The sequence below is a fragment of the Saccharibacillus qingshengii genome (genome assembly GCF_013185195.1).
Taxonomy (GTDB): domain Bacteria; phylum Bacillota; class Bacilli; order Paenibacillales; family Paenibacillaceae; genus Saccharibacillus; species Saccharibacillus qingshengii.
On the sequence record NZ_JAAZWC010000033.1, the window covers coordinates 31881 to 49540 of the forward strand.

14 protein-coding genes are annotated in these 17660 nt (G+C 55.9%); 10 read left to right on the top strand and 4 right to left on the bottom strand.

The window, feature by feature from the left end:
- The first annotated feature begins 14 nt into the window (after positions 1–14).
- Both rimI and tsaD read left to right on the top strand, forming a co-directional pair.
- Positions 15–542 (top strand): ribosomal protein S18-alanine N-acetyltransferase, encoded by a 528-nt coding sequence (rimI, locus tag HRQ60_RS20620; protein ID WP_172199652.1) that lies wholly within the window; start codon positions 15–17, stop codon positions 540–542.
- A 5-nt stretch (positions 543–547) separates the two neighbouring features.
- Positions 548–1624 (top strand): tRNA (adenosine(37)-N6)-threonylcarbamoyltransferase complex transferase subunit TsaD, encoded by a 1077-nt coding sequence (tsaD, locus tag HRQ60_RS20625; RefSeq protein WP_172199654.1) that lies wholly within the window; start codon positions 548–550, stop codon positions 1622–1624.
- Between the two features lie 735 nt (positions 1625–2359).
- On the opposite strand, the gene HRQ60_RS20630 is transcribed toward tsaD, so the two are convergent.
- Positions 2360–4321 (bottom strand): ABC-F family ATP-binding cassette domain-containing protein, encoded by a 1962-nt coding sequence (locus HRQ60_RS20630; RefSeq protein ID WP_172199656.1) that lies wholly within the window; start codon positions 4319–4321, stop codon positions 2360–2362.
- 253 nt (positions 4322–4574) lie between these two features.
- On the opposite strand from HRQ60_RS20630, the gene HRQ60_RS20635 reads away from it, so the two are divergent.
- The 4 genes from HRQ60_RS20635 to groL all read left to right on the top strand — a co-directional run bounded on the left by HRQ60_RS20635 (position 4575) and on the right by groL (position 7990).
- The gene (locus HRQ60_RS20635) at positions 4575–5213 is read left to right on the top strand and encodes a 5-formyltetrahydrofolate cyclo-ligase (protein ID WP_281358151.1); all 639 of its coding nucleotides are present in this window, start codon (positions 4575–4577) and stop codon (positions 5211–5213) included.
- A gap of 70 nt (positions 5214–5283) precedes the next feature.
- A complete protein-coding gene (locus HRQ60_RS20640; RefSeq protein ID WP_172199660.1) occupies positions 5284–5769 on the top strand; it encodes a MogA/MoaB family molybdenum cofactor biosynthesis protein in 486 nt (161 codons plus the stop codon).
- Positions 5770–6010: 241 nt separating this feature from the next.
- Positions 6011–6292 (top strand): co-chaperone GroES, encoded by a 282-nt coding sequence (groES, locus tag HRQ60_RS20645; protein ID WP_172199662.1) that lies wholly within the window; start codon positions 6011–6013, stop codon positions 6290–6292.
- A 69-nt stretch (positions 6293–6361) separates the two neighbouring features.
- Positions 6362–7990 carry a chaperonin GroEL gene (gene groL, locus HRQ60_RS20650; RefSeq protein WP_172199665.1) on the top strand — a complete coding sequence of 543 codons (1629 nt, stop codon included), beginning with the start codon at positions 6362–6364 and terminating at the stop codon, positions 7988–7990.
- A gap of 191 nt (positions 7991–8181) precedes the next feature.
- Here groL and HRQ60_RS20655 read toward each other — a convergent pair whose 3' ends face one another.
- Entirely contained in the window at positions 8182–8379 is a 198-nt protein-coding gene (locus HRQ60_RS20655; RefSeq protein ID WP_172199668.1) for a hypothetical protein, read from the bottom strand.
- A gap of 148 nt (positions 8380–8527) precedes the next feature.
- Between HRQ60_RS20655 and HRQ60_RS20660 the strand changes: the two genes are divergently transcribed.
- Together HRQ60_RS20660 and HRQ60_RS20665 are read left to right on the top strand one after the other, a co-directional pair.
- Positions 8528–9463, top strand: coding sequence for an AraC family transcriptional regulator (locus HRQ60_RS20660; protein WP_172199671.1), 936 nt, complete (start codon positions 8528–8530; stop codon positions 9461–9463).
- Between the two features lie 215 nt (positions 9464–9678).
- Complete coding sequence (locus HRQ60_RS20665) at positions 9679–10644, top strand: SDR family oxidoreductase (protein ID WP_172199674.1); 966 nt, start codon at positions 9679–9681, stop codon at positions 10642–10644.
- 10 nt (positions 10645–10654) lie between these two features.
- Here the strand turns inward: HRQ60_RS20665 and HRQ60_RS20670 are convergent, their stop codons facing one another.
- On the bottom strand, positions 10655–11503 hold the full coding sequence (locus HRQ60_RS20670; protein WP_172199677.1) for an AraC family transcriptional regulator: 849 nt from the start codon (positions 11501–11503) through the stop codon (positions 10655–10657).
- A 251-nt stretch (positions 11504–11754) separates the two neighbouring features.
- Here HRQ60_RS20670 and HRQ60_RS20675 point away from each other — a divergent pair, with 251 nt between their 5' ends.
- Positions 11755–13818 (top strand): beta-galactosidase, encoded by a 2064-nt coding sequence (locus HRQ60_RS20675; protein WP_172199680.1) that lies wholly within the window; start codon positions 11755–11757, stop codon positions 13816–13818.
- A gap of 191 nt (positions 13819–14009) precedes the next feature.
- Positions 14010–16235, top strand: coding sequence for a sensor domain-containing protein (locus HRQ60_RS20680; RefSeq protein WP_172199683.1), 2226 nt, complete (start codon positions 14010–14012; stop codon positions 16233–16235).
- Between the two features lie 33 nt (positions 16236–16268).
- On the opposite strand, the gene HRQ60_RS20685 is transcribed toward HRQ60_RS20680, so the two are convergent.
- Positions 16269–17441, bottom strand: coding sequence for an alpha/beta hydrolase family protein (locus HRQ60_RS20685; RefSeq protein ID WP_172199686.1), 1173 nt, complete (start codon positions 17439–17441; stop codon positions 16269–16271).
- Between the last annotated feature and the right edge of the window lie 219 nt (positions 17442–17660).

Here is a 17660-nt window from a genome sequence, read left to right on the forward strand (position 1 = left end):
GGGGGCTGCATGGGATGCAGTACCGAGAGACCGAATCTGCACAACCTTCGGGCGAACCTTCTGTTCATTTTCGAACCATGGGGCTCGAAGATATCCCGGACGTTATGGTGATCGAACACGAATCGTTTTCGCTGCCCTGGACCGAGCAGGCCTTTCGCAGCGAGATGACGATCAATCATTTCGCGCGCTACCTCATTATGGAAGTGGACGGCGAAGCAGCCGGTTACGCGGGAATGTGGACGGTTATGGACGAAGCGCATATTACGAATATTGCGGTACGTACCGCTTATCGCGGACGCAAATTGGGCGCCCGTCTGCTGGAGGAGCTGCTCGGCATGGCGGAATCGCTCGGTCTGGAGAGAGCGACGCTGGAAGTGCGGGTCAGCAACGAAGTCGCCCGCCGGTTGTACGTCAAGATGGGATTCCGCGAAATCGGGGTCCGCAAAGGGTATTACTCCGACAACAACGAAGATGCCGTCATTATGTGGATAGACCTGAAAGGCCGTTCCAGAGCGGCGGGGAATACGGAAGGAAGCGTGTAACGGGCATGGATAAGGAACTGCAGCAGGAAGCGCAGGGCAAGACGCGCGAAGGTACGTATATCTTGGCGGTGGAGACCAGCTGCGACGAAACGTCCGTCGCGATTGTCAAAGACGGACAGGAAGTGCTCGTGAATCTGGTTGCCAGCCAGATCGAGACGCACAAAGCGTTCGGCGGCGTTGTCCCCGAAGTGGCTTCGCGCCAGCACGTCGAGTGCATCACGCGCTTGATGGAGCAGGCGATCGAGGAATCGGGGCTTGAAGCACGCGAATTGACGGCGATTGCCGTAACGGAAGGTCCCGGGCTTGTCGGGGCGCTTCTGGTCGGGATTATGGCCGCCAAAGCGCTGGCTTTTGCACTCGACAAGCCGCTGATCGGCACCCATCATATCGCCGGGCATATTTATGCCAACCAACTGACGGATGAGATTCAATATCCGTCGATCGCGCTCGTCGTCTCCGGCGGCCATACCGAGATCGTGCGTATGGAGAGCGAAGGCCGGTTCGAGGTTGTCGGGCAGACGCGCGACGACGCTGTGGGTGAAGCCTACGACAAAGTGGCGCGTTCGCTCGGCTTCCCGTATCCGGGAGGTCCGCACGTCGACAAAGCGGCGCAGGCCGCCGATACGGCTGCCGCGCTGCCCCGGGTGTGGCTGGAAGAAGGCTCGTACGATTTCAGCCTCAGTGGTCTCAAGTCCGCGGTGCTGAATCTGGTTAACCAGAGCCGGATGAAAGGATACGAAGTCGATACGGGCGCAATCGCGCGCGGATTCCAGGAATCCGTCGTGGAGGTGCTGGTCGCCAAGGCGATTCGTGCCGTACATGAATTCGGTGCGAAGCAGCTGCTGCTGTGCGGCGGTGTGGCGGCGAACGGCGGTCTGCGAAGCGAACTGACGGCGCGCTGCGCGGCGGAAAATATTCCGCTTGCGATCCCGCCGCTGAAGTACTGCACGGACAATGCCGCGATGATCGGCGCCGCCGCTTACGTGAAATGGACACGCGGCGAAATCAGCGATCTTTTTATCAAAGGAGAGCCGGGCATGTCGCTGGAAAACTGGTCGGTCGGAGAATCGGCTGCCCGGTAAAACGGAAAGCGCAAAGGCGCGTGACGAATAAAGGTTCTGTCTGCGTAAGCGGCAGCGAGCGTAAAGGGCTTCTTCCAAACGGGAAGAAGCCCTTTACGTGTCGAGAAAGTCGTATTCCAAACAAAGTGAGGAGGCGGAGGGAGAAATTCAGTGAAGGAACGATAGTGTTCGCCTTTGAAATCGAGAAAATTCCGCTGAAATTTAATCTTTTTCTCGATTTCAACACGCGACCGGAACGAATTTCTCCCGCAGCTGACGAGCTTCTACAACGAATAGGACTTTCTCGACAGCCTGAAGGCTTCTTCCAAACGGGAAGAAGCCCTTTTTGTGTGGAAAAGAGTATTTTATACGGAGACGGGATTCGGACTCTTGTAAAGCTGTGTAAAATGTAGAAGTCGGACCCGCCGATGTTTACTCACGCTTAACCTGCCCTTGTCAATCCCTGAATAAACTTATCCACATATCCCCTTATCGTTGTGTACAAGTAGGCTTAACCCGCGCGGAATGCCTGCTTCGAATTTTATGTAAAAGGGGATATGTTTTTCAAAAAGCAAAAGTGAAATCTGTGGATAATGTGCATAACAAAGTGGATAAAATTGGTTTCAAGGTAGAAGTGGCGGTTTAAAAAGCAAAAAACCGGCCATAAAGGCCGGTTAGCAGGAAAAATAAGTGGTGAAACTGTGGATAACGCAGTGGATAACGGGGATAGATCAAAATGTTCACTTGACAAAAAAATTATTCCGCAGCGAGCGTTTCCCATTCTTCGTAGGCCGAGGCAAGCTGGGTTTTGTTCGTATCAATCGCATTTTGCCGTTCCTGGATCGCCATATAGTCTTCGTAAATTTCCGGAAGTGTCAACTCCAGTTCAAGGGCGGCAACCGAGCTCTCGAGTTCCGCAATCAGCGTCTCGAGCTGTTCCATCCGGCGCTGCCGGCTGCGTTCTTCGCGCTTGGCCTGTTTGCTTTCTTCAAAAGCGGCCTGGGCATTCTTGGATTCTTCACTCTCGCCCGCTTGGACGGAAGCCGAAGATTTGCTGCGCGCCGAGCCAAGGACCGCATTCTCGCGTGCGATCTCTTCAAGTTCCTGCTTCTTCTCGACGTAGTCGTCGTAGTTGCCCAGATAGCCGGTGATGCCGCTTGGACTCAACTCGATCACGCGTTCGGCCATTTTGTTGAGGAAATAGCGGTCGTGGGAAATGAACAGCAGCGTCCCGTCGAAATCGATCAATGCCGATTCGAGCACTTCTTTGCTGTACAGATCCAAATGGTTGGTCGGTTCGTCGAGAATAAGCGTGTTGGCTTCGAGCAGCATCAGCTTGGAGAGCAGCACACGGGCTTTCTCGCCGCCGCTGAGTGCGGAGATTCTCTTGAGCACGTCTTCACCGCTGAACAGGAAACTGCCGAGCACCGTCCGGATCCGGGCTTCTTCCATATGCGGATACGCGCTCCACAGTTCTTCCAATACGGTGTTCTGCGGATTGAGCGTATCCTGCTGCTGGTCGTAGTACCCGATTTGGACTTTGGCTCCCCAGGTGATGCGTCCTTCGTCCGGCTTGAGCCGGTCAATCAGCGCTTTGAGCATGGTGGACTTGCCGACCCCGTTGGGCCCGATCAGCGCTACCGTTTCGCCGCGGGACAGGGCAAACGACGCATCGCGGAACAATTTGTTGGCGCCGTCGTAGGAGGCGGATACGCCGTCTACATGCAGGACGTCTTTGCCCGAGGGATAAGCGGCCTGGAACGAGAAGTTGGCCCGTTTCAGATCGCCCGCCGGCCGATCCAGCCGATCCAATTTCTCCAGCGCTTTGCGCCGGCTCTGCGCCCGCTTGGTCGTCGAAGCCCGAACGATATTCTGCTGGATGAACGTTTCCATCTTCGCGATTTCGCCCTGCTGCTTCTCGTACTGTTTCATGTCGGCTTCGTACTCGGCGGCTTTGAGCTCGGTGTAACGGCTGTAATTGCCCGTATAGCGGCGCGCCCGGTGGCGTTCGATCTCCACGATCGCCGTAACCGTCTTGTCGAGGAAGTAGCGGTCGTGGGAGACGATCAACAGTCCGCCGTCGTAACTGCGCAGATAGTCTTCCAGCCAGGTCAGCGTCTCGATGTCCAGATGGTTGGTCGGTTCGTCGAGCATGAGCAGATCCGGAGCCTGAAGCAGCATTTTGGCCAAAGCCAGACGGGTCCGCTGTCCGCCGCTGAGCGTGGAGACGACCGTCGAAGGATCGAAACTGCCGAAGCCCATCCCGTGCAGGACGCTGCGGATCTTGGTACCGATCTCGTAACCGCCGTGGTCGCGGAACCAGTCCGAACGCACCGCATAGCGGTTCAGCAGATCCTGATAGGCTTTGTCCTGTTCGGAATGCGAGGAGCCTTCGGTGATCTCGAGTTCCATCTCGCGGATCTCCCGTTCGGCATCGAGCAGATCGGCAAACACGTCCAGCATTTCTGCCTGGATGGTCCGATCCGACTGCAGCCCGCTGTTTTGGGCAAGATAGCCGATCGTCGTTTCTTTGTTTTTGAAAATTTGACCATCGTCGTGGGACATCTCGCCGGCCAGAATCTTCAGCAGCGTCGACTTGCCCGCCCCGTTGACTCCGACAAGTCCGATTCGTTCGCGTTCCAGGATTTGAAAGGTAATGCCTTCCAGAATGCTCTGGACGCCGTATCTTTTTGCGATTCCCGTTGCTTGAAGCAGCATAATTCAGAGTCCTCCGTGCTGTTGAAATAGTCTAAGATCACTTTATTTTACCGTAGAAACGGCGAAAAACCAAAGAGAGACTGCATAAATTCGGGTGTTCTTTCCCAAAAGCCCAAATCCCCGTCCAAACGGCGGATCTTATTTTCCCCGGAAAAGCCGGATCAAGGCTTCGTGGGACCTTCCCGGCGGTGGTTATTTGCGCAAAACAATGATAAACTTGAGCATGTGAGAACAAAAAAGAGAACAGAAGAGAATGCGGGAGGCGAGCGCTATCGAACCTTTACCGGATAAGGCGGCGTTTCGGCGCCGTATGGAACAGGTGAGAGCGGATTTGTCCGAATCGCTGCGCGCGCGGCAATCCGCTTCCGTCTGCCGAATGGCAGCGGATCGCTTGGAGGTCCTGCGCAGGCGCAAAGGCCAACCGCTGGCGCTGCTCGGCTACCTGCCTTATCGGGGAGAACTGGACCTGCGTCCTCTGCTTCAAGACTGCCGCCGGCACGGAGATATCGTACTGGCGCCGAGGATCGACAAGACTTCGCGCCGTATGCGGCTTCTGGAGATCCGGCGGGCGGAGGACGAAGTTCCCGGCAGTTGGGGAATTCCCGAGCCGGCAGCCGATCTTCCCGAATGGCCGGAAAACAGGCTGGACGGAATCGATGTCGTACTCGTTCCGGGATTGGCATTCGATCTCGCGGGAGGACGAATCGGTTACGGAGGCGGCTTCTACGACCGGCTGCTGGAACGTTTCGGCACTGCCGGAGCCAAGCCGGAGCTGTGGGCGCTCGCTTTTGACGGGCAGATTGTGGATCGAGTACCGATGGAACCGCACGACTTCCTGCTGGATCTTCTGATCGTGCCGGCAGGCATGACGAATATAACGGGCCGTGCCTGAAGAAGCGGCTTCGGCCGTATAGATTGGGAACGGAAAGCAAGAAGAGCGATGGATGAGAAGAGGTGACCTCATGCTGTGGAAAGTGGCAATCTTGACAGCCAGCGACAAGGGAGCACGGGGCGAGCGGGAGGATACGAGCGCGCAGGTGATCCGGGAGCTGGTGGAAGAAGAAGTAGGCGGAGAAATTATCGAGTACCGGATCGTGCCCGATGAATCGGACGAGATCGTGGCGGCATTGATCGAAATGACGGATTATTTCCAGGCGGATCTTGTGCTGACGACCGGAGGAACGGAGCTTGCGAACCGGGATGTGACGCCGGAAGCGACCAAGCGCGTCATCGAACGGGAGGTACCGGGGATGGCCGAAGCGATGCGGATGAACGTCATGCAGAAGAACCGGGCAGCCATGCTGTTTCGGGGCATCTGCGGGATACGGGGCCGTTCGCTGATCGTCAATCTGCCGGGTACGCCCAAGGGCGTACACGAGAATTTGGCGGCGATCATGGATCAACTGCCGGAAGCGCTGCTGATGGTGACGGGGCAGTACCGGCAGTAGACGCAAGACCCGCAGAGCCGCCGGATCGCGGCGGCTTCGGGAGACCTTGGCCGATCCGGCGCGGACGGCACACAAGAAAGACGACCCTGGAGAGCGGGGTGTCTTTTTTTGTGAGAGGGGACTTGAAATTTTGCGCAGAGACTAGTAATATAAGACTTGGCTGTTAGCACTAGACGTCGTCGAGTGCTAACGAAGAAGTTTTGAGGCTTATCAATCTACCTTTACAAGGAGGCTATTTTTCATGATCAAACCGTTGGGTGAACGCGTACTCGTAGAACCGATTCAGCAGGAGGAAACGACTTCGTTCGGTATCGTGCTTCCGGACGCTTCGAAAGAAAAGCCGCAGGAAGGCAAAGTTATTGCCGTAGGCAGCGGGACCCTAAAAGACGGCGTCCGTACTCCGCTCGAAGTGAAGGAAGGCGACGTTGTCCTGTTCTCGAAATATGCAGGCACCGAAGTGAAATACGAAGGCAAAGAGTATCTGATTATGAAAGAAAGCGACATTCACGCCATTCTGGCTTAAGTGTCCCCTTACACATACGTTTTTTGAACGAAAAATCGCAATTCCATATCCCAGGGAGGTTATTCGACCATGGCTAAAGAGATTCTGTTCGGAGAAGAAGCCCGTCGCTCGATGCTTCGCGGCGTAGATGCACTTGCAAATGCGGTAAAAGTAACGCTCGGTCCTAAAGGACGCAACGTGGTGCTGGAGAAAAAATTCGGCAGCCCGCTGATCACGAACGACGGCGTAACGATCGCGAAGGAAATCGAACTGGAAGACGCTTTTGAAAACATGGGCGCCCAGCTCGTCAAAGAAGTCGCAACGAAAACCAACGACGTAGCCGGCGACGGCACGACGACTGCTACCGTTCTGGCTCAAGCGATGATCCGCGAAGGTCTGAAGAACGTAACGGCCGGCGCGAACCCTATGGTTATCCGCAAAGGCATCGACAAAGCGGTCAAAGCTGCGGTTCTCGAACTGCAAAACATCGCGAAGCCGATCGAAGGCAAACAGTCGATCGCTCAGGTTGCGGCAATCTCCGCGGCTGACGACGAAGTTGGCGAACTGATTGCGGAAGCGATGGAAAAAGTGGGTAAAGACGGCGTAATCACCGTTGAAGAATCCCGCGGATTCGCAACCGAACTGGAAGTCGTGGAAGGCATGCAGTTCGACCGCGGTTACATTTCCCCTTACATGATTACCGACACGGACAAGATGGAAGCGGTTCTTGAGAATCCTTACATCCTGATCACCGATAAAAAAATCAGCACGACGCAGGAAATTCTGCCGCTGCTCGAGAAAATCGTTCAGCAGGGTCGCGCTCTCGTGATCGTGGCTGAAGATATCGAAGGCGAAGCGCTTCCTATGCTCGTCCTGAACAAACTGCGCGGAACATTCAACGCGGTTGCCGTTAAGGCTCCGGGCTTCGGCGATCGCCGCGAAGCGATGCTGCAGGATATCGCCGCTCTGACCGGTGGACAAGTGATCACCGAGAAGCTCGGTCTGGAACTGAAAGCGACGACGATCGAGCAGTTGGGTTCGGCTCGCCAGGTTCGCGTAACGAAAGAAAACACGACGATCGTGGACGGTGCCGGCGTGAAGACCGACATCGACGCTCGCGTGAACCAAATTCGTTCGCAGCTGGAAGAAACGACTTCCGAGTTCGATAAAGAAAAACTGCAGGAGCGTCTGGCTAAACTTGCCGGCGGCGTAGCGGTTGTCAAAGTCGGCGCGGCAACGGAAACCGAACTGAAAGAACGCAAACTGCGTATCGAAGACGCGTTGAACGCGACTCGCGCAGCCGTTGAAGAAGGTATCGTATCCGGCGGCGGCACGGCTCTGGTTAACGTATACAAAGCCGTAGCGGCTCTGACGGTAACCGGCGACGAAAGAACGGGCGTCAACATCGTTCTGCGCGCTCTGGAAGAACCAATCCGCACGATCGCGGCTAACGCCGGCGAAGAAGGTTCCGTAATCGTGGACCGTCTCAAAAAAGAAGAAGTGGGCATTGGCTACAACGCCGCTACCGGCGAATGGGTCAACATGTTCGAAGCGGGGATTGTCGATCCTGCGAAAGTCACGCGTTCCGCTCTGCAAAACGCGGCTTCCGTAGCGGCTATGTTCCTGACAACAGAAGCGGTTATCGCTGACAAGCCAGAACCTGCCGGCGCTTCCGCTCCGGATATGGGCGGCATGGGCGGTATGGGCGGCATGATGTAAGCAAGGGCCTTCAGCCCCGGCTTCATCCGGCTCCGGCCAACCGATTCATCCCCATTTAACTTTCATTTAACGCAGGCCGCTTGGAGAGGTTTCCCTCTTCAAGCGGCCTGTTTTTGATAGAGGCACATTTATAGTTAGACATAAAAAAAGTGCCCGCAGAGGCATCATCTTGCTGTCTGCCCGGGCACTATTTACGTTGTTTTCTTTTTCCAGATGCGTTTGACCGCCCATTGGGGCAGAGTGACGATTTCTTCATCGATATGGATATCGAACAACGACGAGTTTTTGGGGTTCCGGGTACAAACTCCTTCATAAAATTCGCCGCTGACCGCATGTAATCGGACGGGTAACGAAATTTGAATTGCCTGATTTAGATTAATCAAAGTCACATTCTCCTCCTGCAATCATAATAACTATGTATACATACCACAAATCCGGCAAAAGGAAACAATTTCCCAGTCAGATTCGTCTTTTTTTGGAAAAAGGATTAAAGTAGAAACAAATCAAATTGATCTTATAGGAGCTGCATGCCGCATCATGAAACGATTGTACGAATCTTTGTCGGCACAGCTTCAGGAAGAGACGTCCCGTTTGGCACGTTTGGTCGATGGACATATCACGCAGGACGGTACGACCGCTTCACGGATTCCCGGCCTCTATCTGAACCGATATTCCCAGCCCGAACCTTCCGAAGAGAAGCATACGATGTATTGGCCGACGGTTGGACTCGCGGCGCAGGGCAGCAAGACGATCAAGATTGGCGCAGAAGTTTCGGAATACTCGGGTGCAAGGCTTCTGATTGCTCCGGTGGCGCTGCCGGTAGCTATCCGGACCGTGCAGGCAAGTCCTTCCGAACCTTTTCTGGGGGTAGGGGTGTATCTCGATCCGCAAAAAATTGCCGCGCTGGTTCCAAAAGTATATCCGAACGGACTGCCGACGGTCGAACAACGCAGAGCCAGCTACGTACTGGAAGCCGAACCGGCACTGATCGCCGCCATGTCGCGCTTGGTCGCCTGTCTGGACGATGCCGAAGATGACGGTCTGCTGGTGTCCCTTGCCGAAGACGAGATTTTTATCCGGCTGCTGCGCAGTTCGGTTGGCGTGTATGTGGCAGAGACCGTATCGGCGGGATCCAGCGTACAGCGAGTAGCCAAAGCGATCGAGTGGCTGCGGAACCATTTTGCCGAATCGTTCAAAATTGCCGAATTGGCGGATCGGGTTCATCTGAGCGAGTCGTCGTTCCGGGAGCATTTCAAATCGGTGACGGCCATGAGTCCGCTGCAGTATCAGAAAGCGCTCCGGCTTCAGGAAGCCCGGCGGTTGATGCTGTCCGGCGAACAGGAAGACGCGACCCGCGCCTGCCGGTTGGTCGGTTATGTCAGCGACTCGCAGTTCAGCCGCGATTACAGCCGGTTTTTCGGAAACCCGCCGAGTCGGGATCTGGCCAAGTGGAAGCGTCTGGGTTCTTCTTGAGTATCTTCCGCCCGGAACAGTAAGACCTGCCGCCTTCGTGCGTCAGGTCTTTTTGCGAGGTGAAGCCCGGCGGCTGTATCCTCTAGGCCTACAAGCGTCGAATCGGGCAATAAGAGGCTTGGAACAGTCAAACTTTCGCCCGATTTTCCTTCTATACTGAGCAGAGAATGAAGCGGGTTAACCGAAAAGTCTTTGTTCGACAAGGAGGAAATGCGATGCGTGTTGTGGTAACGGGAGCAAGCGGATTTATCGGATCGGCCATCGTTGAAGAGTTGATCGGGCACGGCCATGAGGTGATCGGGCTGGTGCGTTCGCGGCAGGCGGCCGAGCATCTGAACGCGATCGGAGCAGCGGCTATTCGGGGATCGGTCGAAGATACGAAGCTGCTGCGGATGGCGGCGGACGGAGCGGATGCCGTTGTGCATACGGCTTTTTTTCATAAGTTCTCGCATGCCGGTCTGCCGGCGCGGCTGCGTATCGCGCTTGGAGGAAATCCTCGCAAGGCGGCAGCGAGATTCATGGCGGCTGCGATCGGAGCCGATCGCAGCGCCATCGAAACGTTCGGAGCAGCGCTGTCGGGCAGGCAGGGAGCGCTCGTCATTGCTATGCCGACAATGACGCTCGGCCCCGGCAGATTGGGAACCGAAGACGACGGAGGTGATCCGGAATCGGTCGGAGGCGGACGCGTCGTATCGGAAAAAGCGCTGTTGGCGCAGGCCGAGCAGGGGGTAAGGGCCTCCCTGGTGCGGCTGCCGCCGATTGTGTACGGACAGGGCGACCGGGGAGGGCTGCTGCCTTCCTTGATTCGGATTGCCCGGACTCGCCAAGCCTCCGCTTATATCGACAAAGGGACCAACCGCTGGCCTGCCGTGCACCGGCTCGATGCGGCCCGATTGTTCCGGATGGCCGTCGAACAGGGGAATGCGGGTGCTCGGTTCCACGCGATTGCGGAAGAAGGTCTGCCTTTTGCACAAATAGCGGAAGCGATTGGCCAGCAGGGAAATCTGCCCGTCCGATCGATTGGTACGGATCAGGCAGCAGCCCATTTCGGGTGGCTCGGTTCATTTGCGTCCGCCGACAATCCGGTATCCAGTGCGCTGACGCAGAAACGGTTGGGCTGGACAGCGGCGCAGCCAGGGCTATTGGACGAATTGAAGCGAGGGTATTATTTTACAAAGTGACATTTCCTCCTCAAGCTCTCCGGCTCAGCCGGAATCGCTCGGGGGTCGTCTGCTCCAGTTTGCGGAAGCACTGAATAAAGTAGCTGCTCTGCGAAAATCCGGAAGCGGCCGCGATTTCTCTAACCGTGAGCGAGGAGGCGACCAGCAGATGTTTGGCATGCAGGACTCTCGACTCCAGCAGGTACGCGCTTGGGGTGCGGCCCATAAGCTGGTGGAATTTGCGGCTGAAGTAAGGCACGCTGTATCCTGTTTCGGCGGCGACTTCGCTCATCGACAGCGAGGGGTCGGTGCAGCGGCTGCGAATCCACTCGGCGGCCGCATGGATTCCGGGAATCGACGGGTCGCTGGGCATTGCAAGCGGAGAAGCCCGGTTGACGAGATGCAGCAGCAGTTCATACAGACGCGCCGAAGCTTCCGCTTCCCGGTTAGGATCGGAAGACCGCCCGAGTTCCAGCAGTTCTTCCATACAGGCATAAGCGCCGGACGGGTCGGGCATCCGAAACAGCCAGGGTTCGCTTAACCCCCGGGCACCGAGCAGCCGGTCCGCCGCAAGGCAGGAGAAATGGACCCAGCGGATATCCCATGGATCGGCGGAACTCGAAGCATAACGTTGGGCCAATCCGGGTCCGTACAGAAATCCGCTGCCCGCCTCCAGCTCGAATACATCGCCGCCGGACCCAACGGTTCCTCTGCCGCCCTGCACCAGATGCAGATTGTACAGACGGTTAAGCTTCAGGTCGTCGCTCCTCGCCGGCCGATCGACCGCGTGCGACGGATATCCACTGTAACCGCCGGTAAAGTCCGGGTAGCAGAGCAGATGGGGGGAAGAAGGCGTAGGGAAGAAAAGATGTTCCTGCATGATCGGACTCCTTTCGAAGAAGAAATAATTGCTATACGTAATGAAATTGTATCATCTTAATAAGGTTTATGAATATTCGGAATCGCAAAAAAGTGATATCTGCGCAAGAACCCGTTATATCGGATCGAACCGAACCCGCTTACAATACAGACAGGAGTCAACGCCCGGAATCGGCCAATCGCCGCAGGCGGATGACGCAAGTCGATCCGGGCAGGATCGGTATTCGACAACGAAAACGGAGGCAGATCGCTATGGGCAAATCGATTCATCTCAAGCAGTTGGAACTGGGTGTATGTTATTATCCGGAACACTGGAAAGAAGAGCTGTGGGAAGACGACTTCAAGCGGATGCGCGAACTGAAGATGTCTACGATCCGCGTCGGCGAATTCGCATGGGCGCTGTTCGAACCGGAAGAAGGCGTGTTCGAGTTCGGACTGTTCGACCGGGCACTGGATGCCGCGCATCGGCACGGACTCAAAGTGATTATGGGAACGCCTACGGCAACGCCGCCCGCCTGGCTGACGCACAAGTATCCCGAAGTGCTGAATGCCGGGCAGGACGGGACACTGTACCGCCACGGCATGCGCCGACACTACAACTATAACAGCCCCAAATACCGCGAACTCTGCGCCATCATTACCCGGGAAATGGCCGCGCATTTCAAAGACCATCCGGCGATTGTCGGCTGGCAGCTCGACAACGAATTCAACTGCGAGACCAGCGTCTTCTATGCCGAAGCCGACCATGCGGCATTCCGCCGATGGGCACAGCGCAAGTATGCAACGCTGGAAGCTTTGAACGAAGCGTGGGGAACGGTGGTCTGGAGTCAGACCTATACCGATTGGGAACAGGTCTATCTGCCGCGCCCGACCGTCACCGATTCACCCAATCCGCATCTGGCCCTGGACGAGAAGCGCTTCATTTCGGACAGCGTGCTGGAGTTCGCGCAGATCCAGGCCGACATTTTGCGCGAGGTCGCACCGCAGCATGAGATCACGACCAACGGCATGTTCGCGCATCTGGACAGTCATACGCTGACGGACCGACTGTTGGATTATTTCTCGTACGATTCGTATCCGCAATTCTCGGCAATCTTTCCGGGAACCGATGAGAAGCCGCTGCTGGACCGCAAATGGAGCCTTCATCTCAGTGCGGTACGCGATGTCTCGCCGAACTTCTGCATCATGGAACAGCAGGCGGGTCCGGGAGGTTGGGTGAACCGTATGGATATGCCGTCTCCGCGTCCGGGGCAGATGCGGCTGTGGACATACCAATCGGTGCTGCACGGCGCCGATCTGGTGATGTATTTCCGCTGGCGCACGGCGACGGTTGGCACGGAAATCTACTGGCACGGCCTAAACGATTACCATAATCGCCCCAACCGGAGAGTACGCGAAGCATCGCAGGTCGGACAGGAATTCGCGGCGGTCGGAGCAAAAATAGCGGGAACCACGTATCAGGCAAAAGTGGCGATTCTGCGCGATTACGACAATGAGTGGGACGGCGAGTTCGATGTCTGGCACGGACCGCTGACCGCCCGCAGCACCAATGCCTGGTACAAGCAGCTGCAGTATCGGCATATTCCGGCAGATATGGTGTATCTTCGCCGGGAATCCCGAGAGAATCTGGAACTGGAGCGGCTGAGTCGGTATGAGCTGCTGATCTATCCCCATGCCGCGATTCTGACAGAGCAGACGGCCAAGCTGTTAACGTCTTATGTCGAAGGCGGCGGCAAGCTGATCTTCGGTGCCCGTACCGGGTACAAAGACGAGCGCGGCCACTGCCGGATGGAGTCTTTTCCGGGACCGGCTGCGCAGCTGTGCGGCATTACGGTGGAAGACTTCACAGTGATCAAAGGCACAGTCCAAGCCCCCGCGCTGCGCTGGACGAAAAGCAGCGAATCCAGAGAAGCTTATGCGGAAAATTTCAACGATATTTTGAATGTGGAAGATCCGGCGGTGGAAGTGATGGCGGAATATGCGGAAGACTATTATGCGGGCCGTCCCGCTTTGACAAAGCGCAGACAAGGGCGGGGCGAAGCGTGGTATTACGGAGCCGCCTTCAGCGAACCGGTCGTGGACACGATCCTCGATCTGCTCGATATTCAGGCGCCGATCAGAGACTGGCTGACCGTGCCGGAGCAGGTCGAGATCGGAATCCGTGCCAATGAACAGGGAAGTTATGTCTTCCTGCTCAATTACGGAGCCGATGCTGCAAGCATTGTGCTGAGCGAACCGCGTACCGACCTGCTGAGCGGAACAACGATTGAAGGGGCGGCCGAGATTCCGGCTTACGGCGTCCTGATTTTGGAATAACGGAAGAAGCTTTCAGACGGCGAGAGCGGATGAATCCCAACAAAAAACCGAGAATTCCCGGCATACTGCGGGCGTTCCCGGTTTTTTTATTGCCCGGCGACAGGACACCTCCCCTTTCGAAGAGAATGTGTTACAGGAGAACCTTTTAAAGGTATTGAGAGATAGAGAAAAAATCCGAAAGGTAGATGACAATGAGCGGAATAGAAGAAAACCCGGATCAATCCCATCCCTTGTTCGAAGAAGCGCAGCAAATTTACCGTTCTTTGTACATCTACAGCACGGAGGCGGTATTTCTGTTGTATGCCGACGGACGAATCGCGGACATCAATCCGAGCGGCGAGCGGGTAAGCGGCTATGAGAGGCAAGAACTGCTCCGAACCCGGTTCAGCAGTTATCTGCTGCCGACCGACTTGTCTCGAGCCCGACGATGCTTTCGGAAAGTATTAACAGAAGGCTGCCCGGAGCAGGTCGGATTTTCTTTTCGGTCAAAAACGGGCGGGCTGATTACGGTGGATGCCCGAGTCGTACCCGTACTCAAAAACGGCGCGGTAATCGGGCTGCTCGGCATTTCGCGGGATATTACCGAGCAGGAGCAGGCCGTCCAGATTCTGGACGATCAGAATCGGGTGCTTGAGATGATCGCCAAATCGACTCCGCTTGAAGATATCCTGGATAAGCTGCTGCGAATGACGGAATACCAGACAGGGGCGAAGTGTTCGATTTTGCGTTACGATCCGAAGCAGAATGCTCTTTTTCATCTGGCCGCACCCAGCCTTCCGCTGGATTATTTGCTGACGATCGACGGCATCACCGCGGATGAGCAGGGAGGTTCGTGCGGAGCTTCCGTCCTGCGCAAAGAAATCGTGATTGTCGAAGATATCGAACGCAGCGAAGTCTGGGAAAAATATCGCATTGTGGCGCTCAAGTACAATTTGCGGGCCAGTTGGTCGCTTCCGATGCTGGACGGCGAAGGCGAAGTCTTGGGCACATTTGCCATGTATTACGAAAAAGCGCGTCTGCCGACCCCCAAAGAATTGGAGCTGACCCGGAAGGTATGCTACCTGGCGAGACTTGCGATCGAACAGAACCGCTCCGACGACATGATCTACCAGATGGCTTATCATGACAGTCTGACCGGACTGCCGAATCGGCGTTTTTTTCAGGAGAAATTAAGCGAGACGATCCGGCAGGTCAAAGCGGATAAGCTCAAACTGGCTATTTTGTACCTGGATCTGGACCGCTTCAAGCTGGTTAACGACTCACTGGGTCACAGCTCTGGAGATACGCTGCTTATGGAGATCGCCCGTCGGCTCTCCGATTCGCTCGGTCCCGACAAATTTGTGGCCCGGCACGGCGGCGACGAGTTTGTGGTTCTGCTGATCGACGGACAGGTGCCCGAGAGCGAACTTATTGCCCAGCGTATACTCGATATTTTCATTCGGCCGTTTGAAGTGGGGGGCTATGAGCTGTTCGTCACGCCGAGTATCGGGATCAGTCTTTATCCGGAGCACGGTACGGACGCGGCTTCCCTCCTGCAAAATGCCGACGCCGCCATGTATGCGGCAAAAGAAGCCGGTAAAGATACGTACGCGGTCTACGATGCCTACAGCGAGACGCAGGACGGAGCCCGTATCCTGCTTGAAAACGATCTGCGCAAATCGCTTGAACGCGGCGAGCTGTATTTGTTCTATCAACCGCAGGTCTCGCTTTTTCCGACCCGGCGGATCGGCGCGGAAGCCCTGCTGCGCTGGCATCGGGGATACAGCGAATGGGTCTCGCCGGCAGATTTCATTCCGCTTGCCGAAGAAACGGGGCTTATTCTCCAGATTGGCGAGTGGGTACTTCGGACCGCCTGCACCCAAGGGAAGAAATGGATCGACAGTGGCTACGAACCGTTTATCATGGCGGTGAATCTATCACCGAGGCAATTCCGGCAGCCGGGATTGGTCGAGCTGATTCGAAGCATTTTGCAGGAAACCGGTTATCCGCCGGAGTATCTGGAGCTGGAGATCACGGAAGGCATGACGCTGGACGTGGAGTCCGCTTCCGGCAAAATGCGGCAGCTGCGCGATCTGGGTGCCCAAATCTCGATCGACGATTTTGGAACCGGATACAGCTCGTTGAATTATCTCAAGCGGCTGCCGATCAGCCGTTTGAAAGTCGACCGGTCTTTTGTCCGGGATATCGAGAGCGATTCGGGCGACCGGGATATCGTCAAAGCGATTATCGCCATGGCCCACAACCTGAAGATCACGGTAATCGCCGAGGGCGTAGAAAACGAAGAACAGCTTGCTTTTCTTGAAAAAAACGGCTGTGACGAAATTCAGGGATATCTGTTCGGACGTCCGGTTCCGCCGGATGAATTCGAGCGGGGGATGAGCTTGGCGCAGCGCCCCGAAGCGGATCCCCAAGCGTAAAAAGAGACCGCCCGCCCGCCGAATCCTGCCTGTTCAATCCGCTGCTGTCTTCTTCATGCGCACACGCACTTTGTCGAACGTGGGCATCTCGACCCCGGCAGAGCCGTTTGGCTGGAGATACCGGTCAAAAAAAGCGAGCGTATAACCGGAGATGATCTCGCGCAGCTGCATGGGATTGCGTCTGCCGAGCAGATTCAACCATTTGAGATGCCCGGCATAAAAGATCAGATCGGTAAAGTCCATATGTTTGGTGCCTTCGACGATAACGAGATACGCGTCGCCGGAATTGGCGAGAAAATGGGGCCGGGCCAGCCATTCCATCAGCTCGCTGCCAAGAATCATGAAGGGTTTCCCCATATCCCGGTCTCCGTAATCGCCATAGGTGGGGGCATCCAGATTGATTCCGCACACGAATCGGGCGTCGTCCAGACAGGCTTGACTCGCCGCACATCCCCCGTACGAATGGCCGATCGCGCCGATTCCGCTTCCAAGCTTTAACTTTCCCGTGAACAGGGAAGGCAGGGTTCCTTCATTTAACTGTTCCAATTTGTCGGCCACGAATCGGTTGTCATCCGCCCAGATCCGTACATGTTCCCACACTTTTGTCGATTTGAAATTCCGGTAGAAGTCGGCGGCCGCCGGTCCGATCTCGGCATCGCTGAACGTCTTTTTTTGCATCGCTTTGAACTGGGGCATCCGGGAACGCAGCGTCTGCGTGATATCTTCGGATAAAGACGGGTTTACCGGTATCTTTCGTCCGTCCGGATACCGCAGCGTACCCGATTCGTAGGGATGTCCGACCGAGACTACCAAGTATCCCCGGCTGGCGAGATCCGAGCACAGCACCGTATTCTGCATCAGATGACCGGCATAACCGTGATTGAACAAGAGGACCGGATACTCGCTTTGCCGCGTAGAGATCGGGATATCCCGATAAGCCGACAGCCGGATCAGGTGGTTTCTGGCGGAAACGAGTCCTTTGGTCTCTTTCTTGAAGCGTTCGGCTTCTTCCTTGAACGAATAAGTGGCCGGCGGACGGTCGTGGTCGGAATCGGCGGGATAGAAGATCAAGACGGGAATTTCACGGAATTCGTCCGGCGCAAAATCGAACAACCCTTTGCGGGACAAGTCAAGAAAAGACATCTCGGTCAAACCGACCGTATAAGTGCCCAGCGGCACAGGGAAAGTGGGAAGTGTTCGCAGCATGGGATGTTCCTCCTTTTCTATCTACCTAAGTATGGTTAAACCAAATGGGAAGACTCGAGACGAATCGGAGCCCGAAGAAACGCTTTCGCATCGAAAAGACCGCCATCTTGGGATGGCGGTCAACGTGTCGAGAAAGGTCTGCTTCCGAGAGAAGCGAGGAGGCGGAGGGAGAAATTCAGTGAAGGAACGATAGTGTTCGCCTTTGAAATCGGGAAAATT

Excerpts from the sequence above, each read along its gene's own strand:
- HRQ60_RS20680 (WP_172199683.1), top strand. The coding sequence starts at position 14,010 with ATGAGCGGAATAGAAGAAAACCCGGATCAATCCCATCCCTTGTTCGAA.
- HRQ60_RS20685 (WP_172199686.1), bottom strand. The coding sequence starts at position 17,441 with ATGCTGCGAACACTTCCCACTTTCCCTGTGCCGCTGGGCACTTATACG.
- HRQ60_RS20660 (WP_172199671.1), top strand. The coding sequence starts at position 8,528 with ATGAAACGATTGTACGAATCTTTGTCGGCACAGCTTCAGGAAGAGACG.
- groES (WP_172199662.1), top strand. The coding sequence starts at position 6,011 with ATGATCAAACCGTTGGGTGAACGCGTACTCGTAGAACCGATTCAGCAG.
- HRQ60_RS20675 (WP_172199680.1), top strand. The coding sequence starts at position 11,755 with ATGGGCAAATCGATTCATCTCAAGCAGTTGGAACTGGGTGTATGTTAT.
- rimI (WP_172199652.1), top strand. The coding sequence starts at position 15 with ATGCAGTACCGAGAGACCGAATCTGCACAACCTTCGGGCGAACCTTCT.
- HRQ60_RS20665 (WP_172199674.1), top strand. The coding sequence starts at position 9,679 with ATGCGTGTTGTGGTAACGGGAGCAAGCGGATTTATCGGATCGGCCATC.
- HRQ60_RS20635 (WP_281358151.1), top strand. The coding sequence starts at position 4,575 with ATGCGGGAGGCGAGCGCTATCGAACCTTTACCGGATAAGGCGGCGTTT.
- HRQ60_RS20640 (WP_172199660.1), top strand. The coding sequence starts at position 5,284 with ATGCTGTGGAAAGTGGCAATCTTGACAGCCAGCGACAAGGGAGCACGG.
- HRQ60_RS20670 (WP_172199677.1), bottom strand. The coding sequence starts at position 11,503 with ATGCAGGAACATCTTTTCTTCCCTACGCCTTCTTCCCCCCATCTGCTC.
- tsaD (WP_172199654.1), top strand. The coding sequence starts at position 548 with ATGGATAAGGAACTGCAGCAGGAAGCGCAGGGCAAGACGCGCGAAGGT.
- HRQ60_RS20630 (WP_172199656.1), bottom strand. The coding sequence starts at position 4,321 with ATGCTGCTTCAAGCAACGGGAATCGCAAAAAGATACGGCGTCCAGAGC.
- groL (WP_172199665.1), top strand. The coding sequence starts at position 6,362 with ATGGCTAAAGAGATTCTGTTCGGAGAAGAAGCCCGTCGCTCGATGCTT.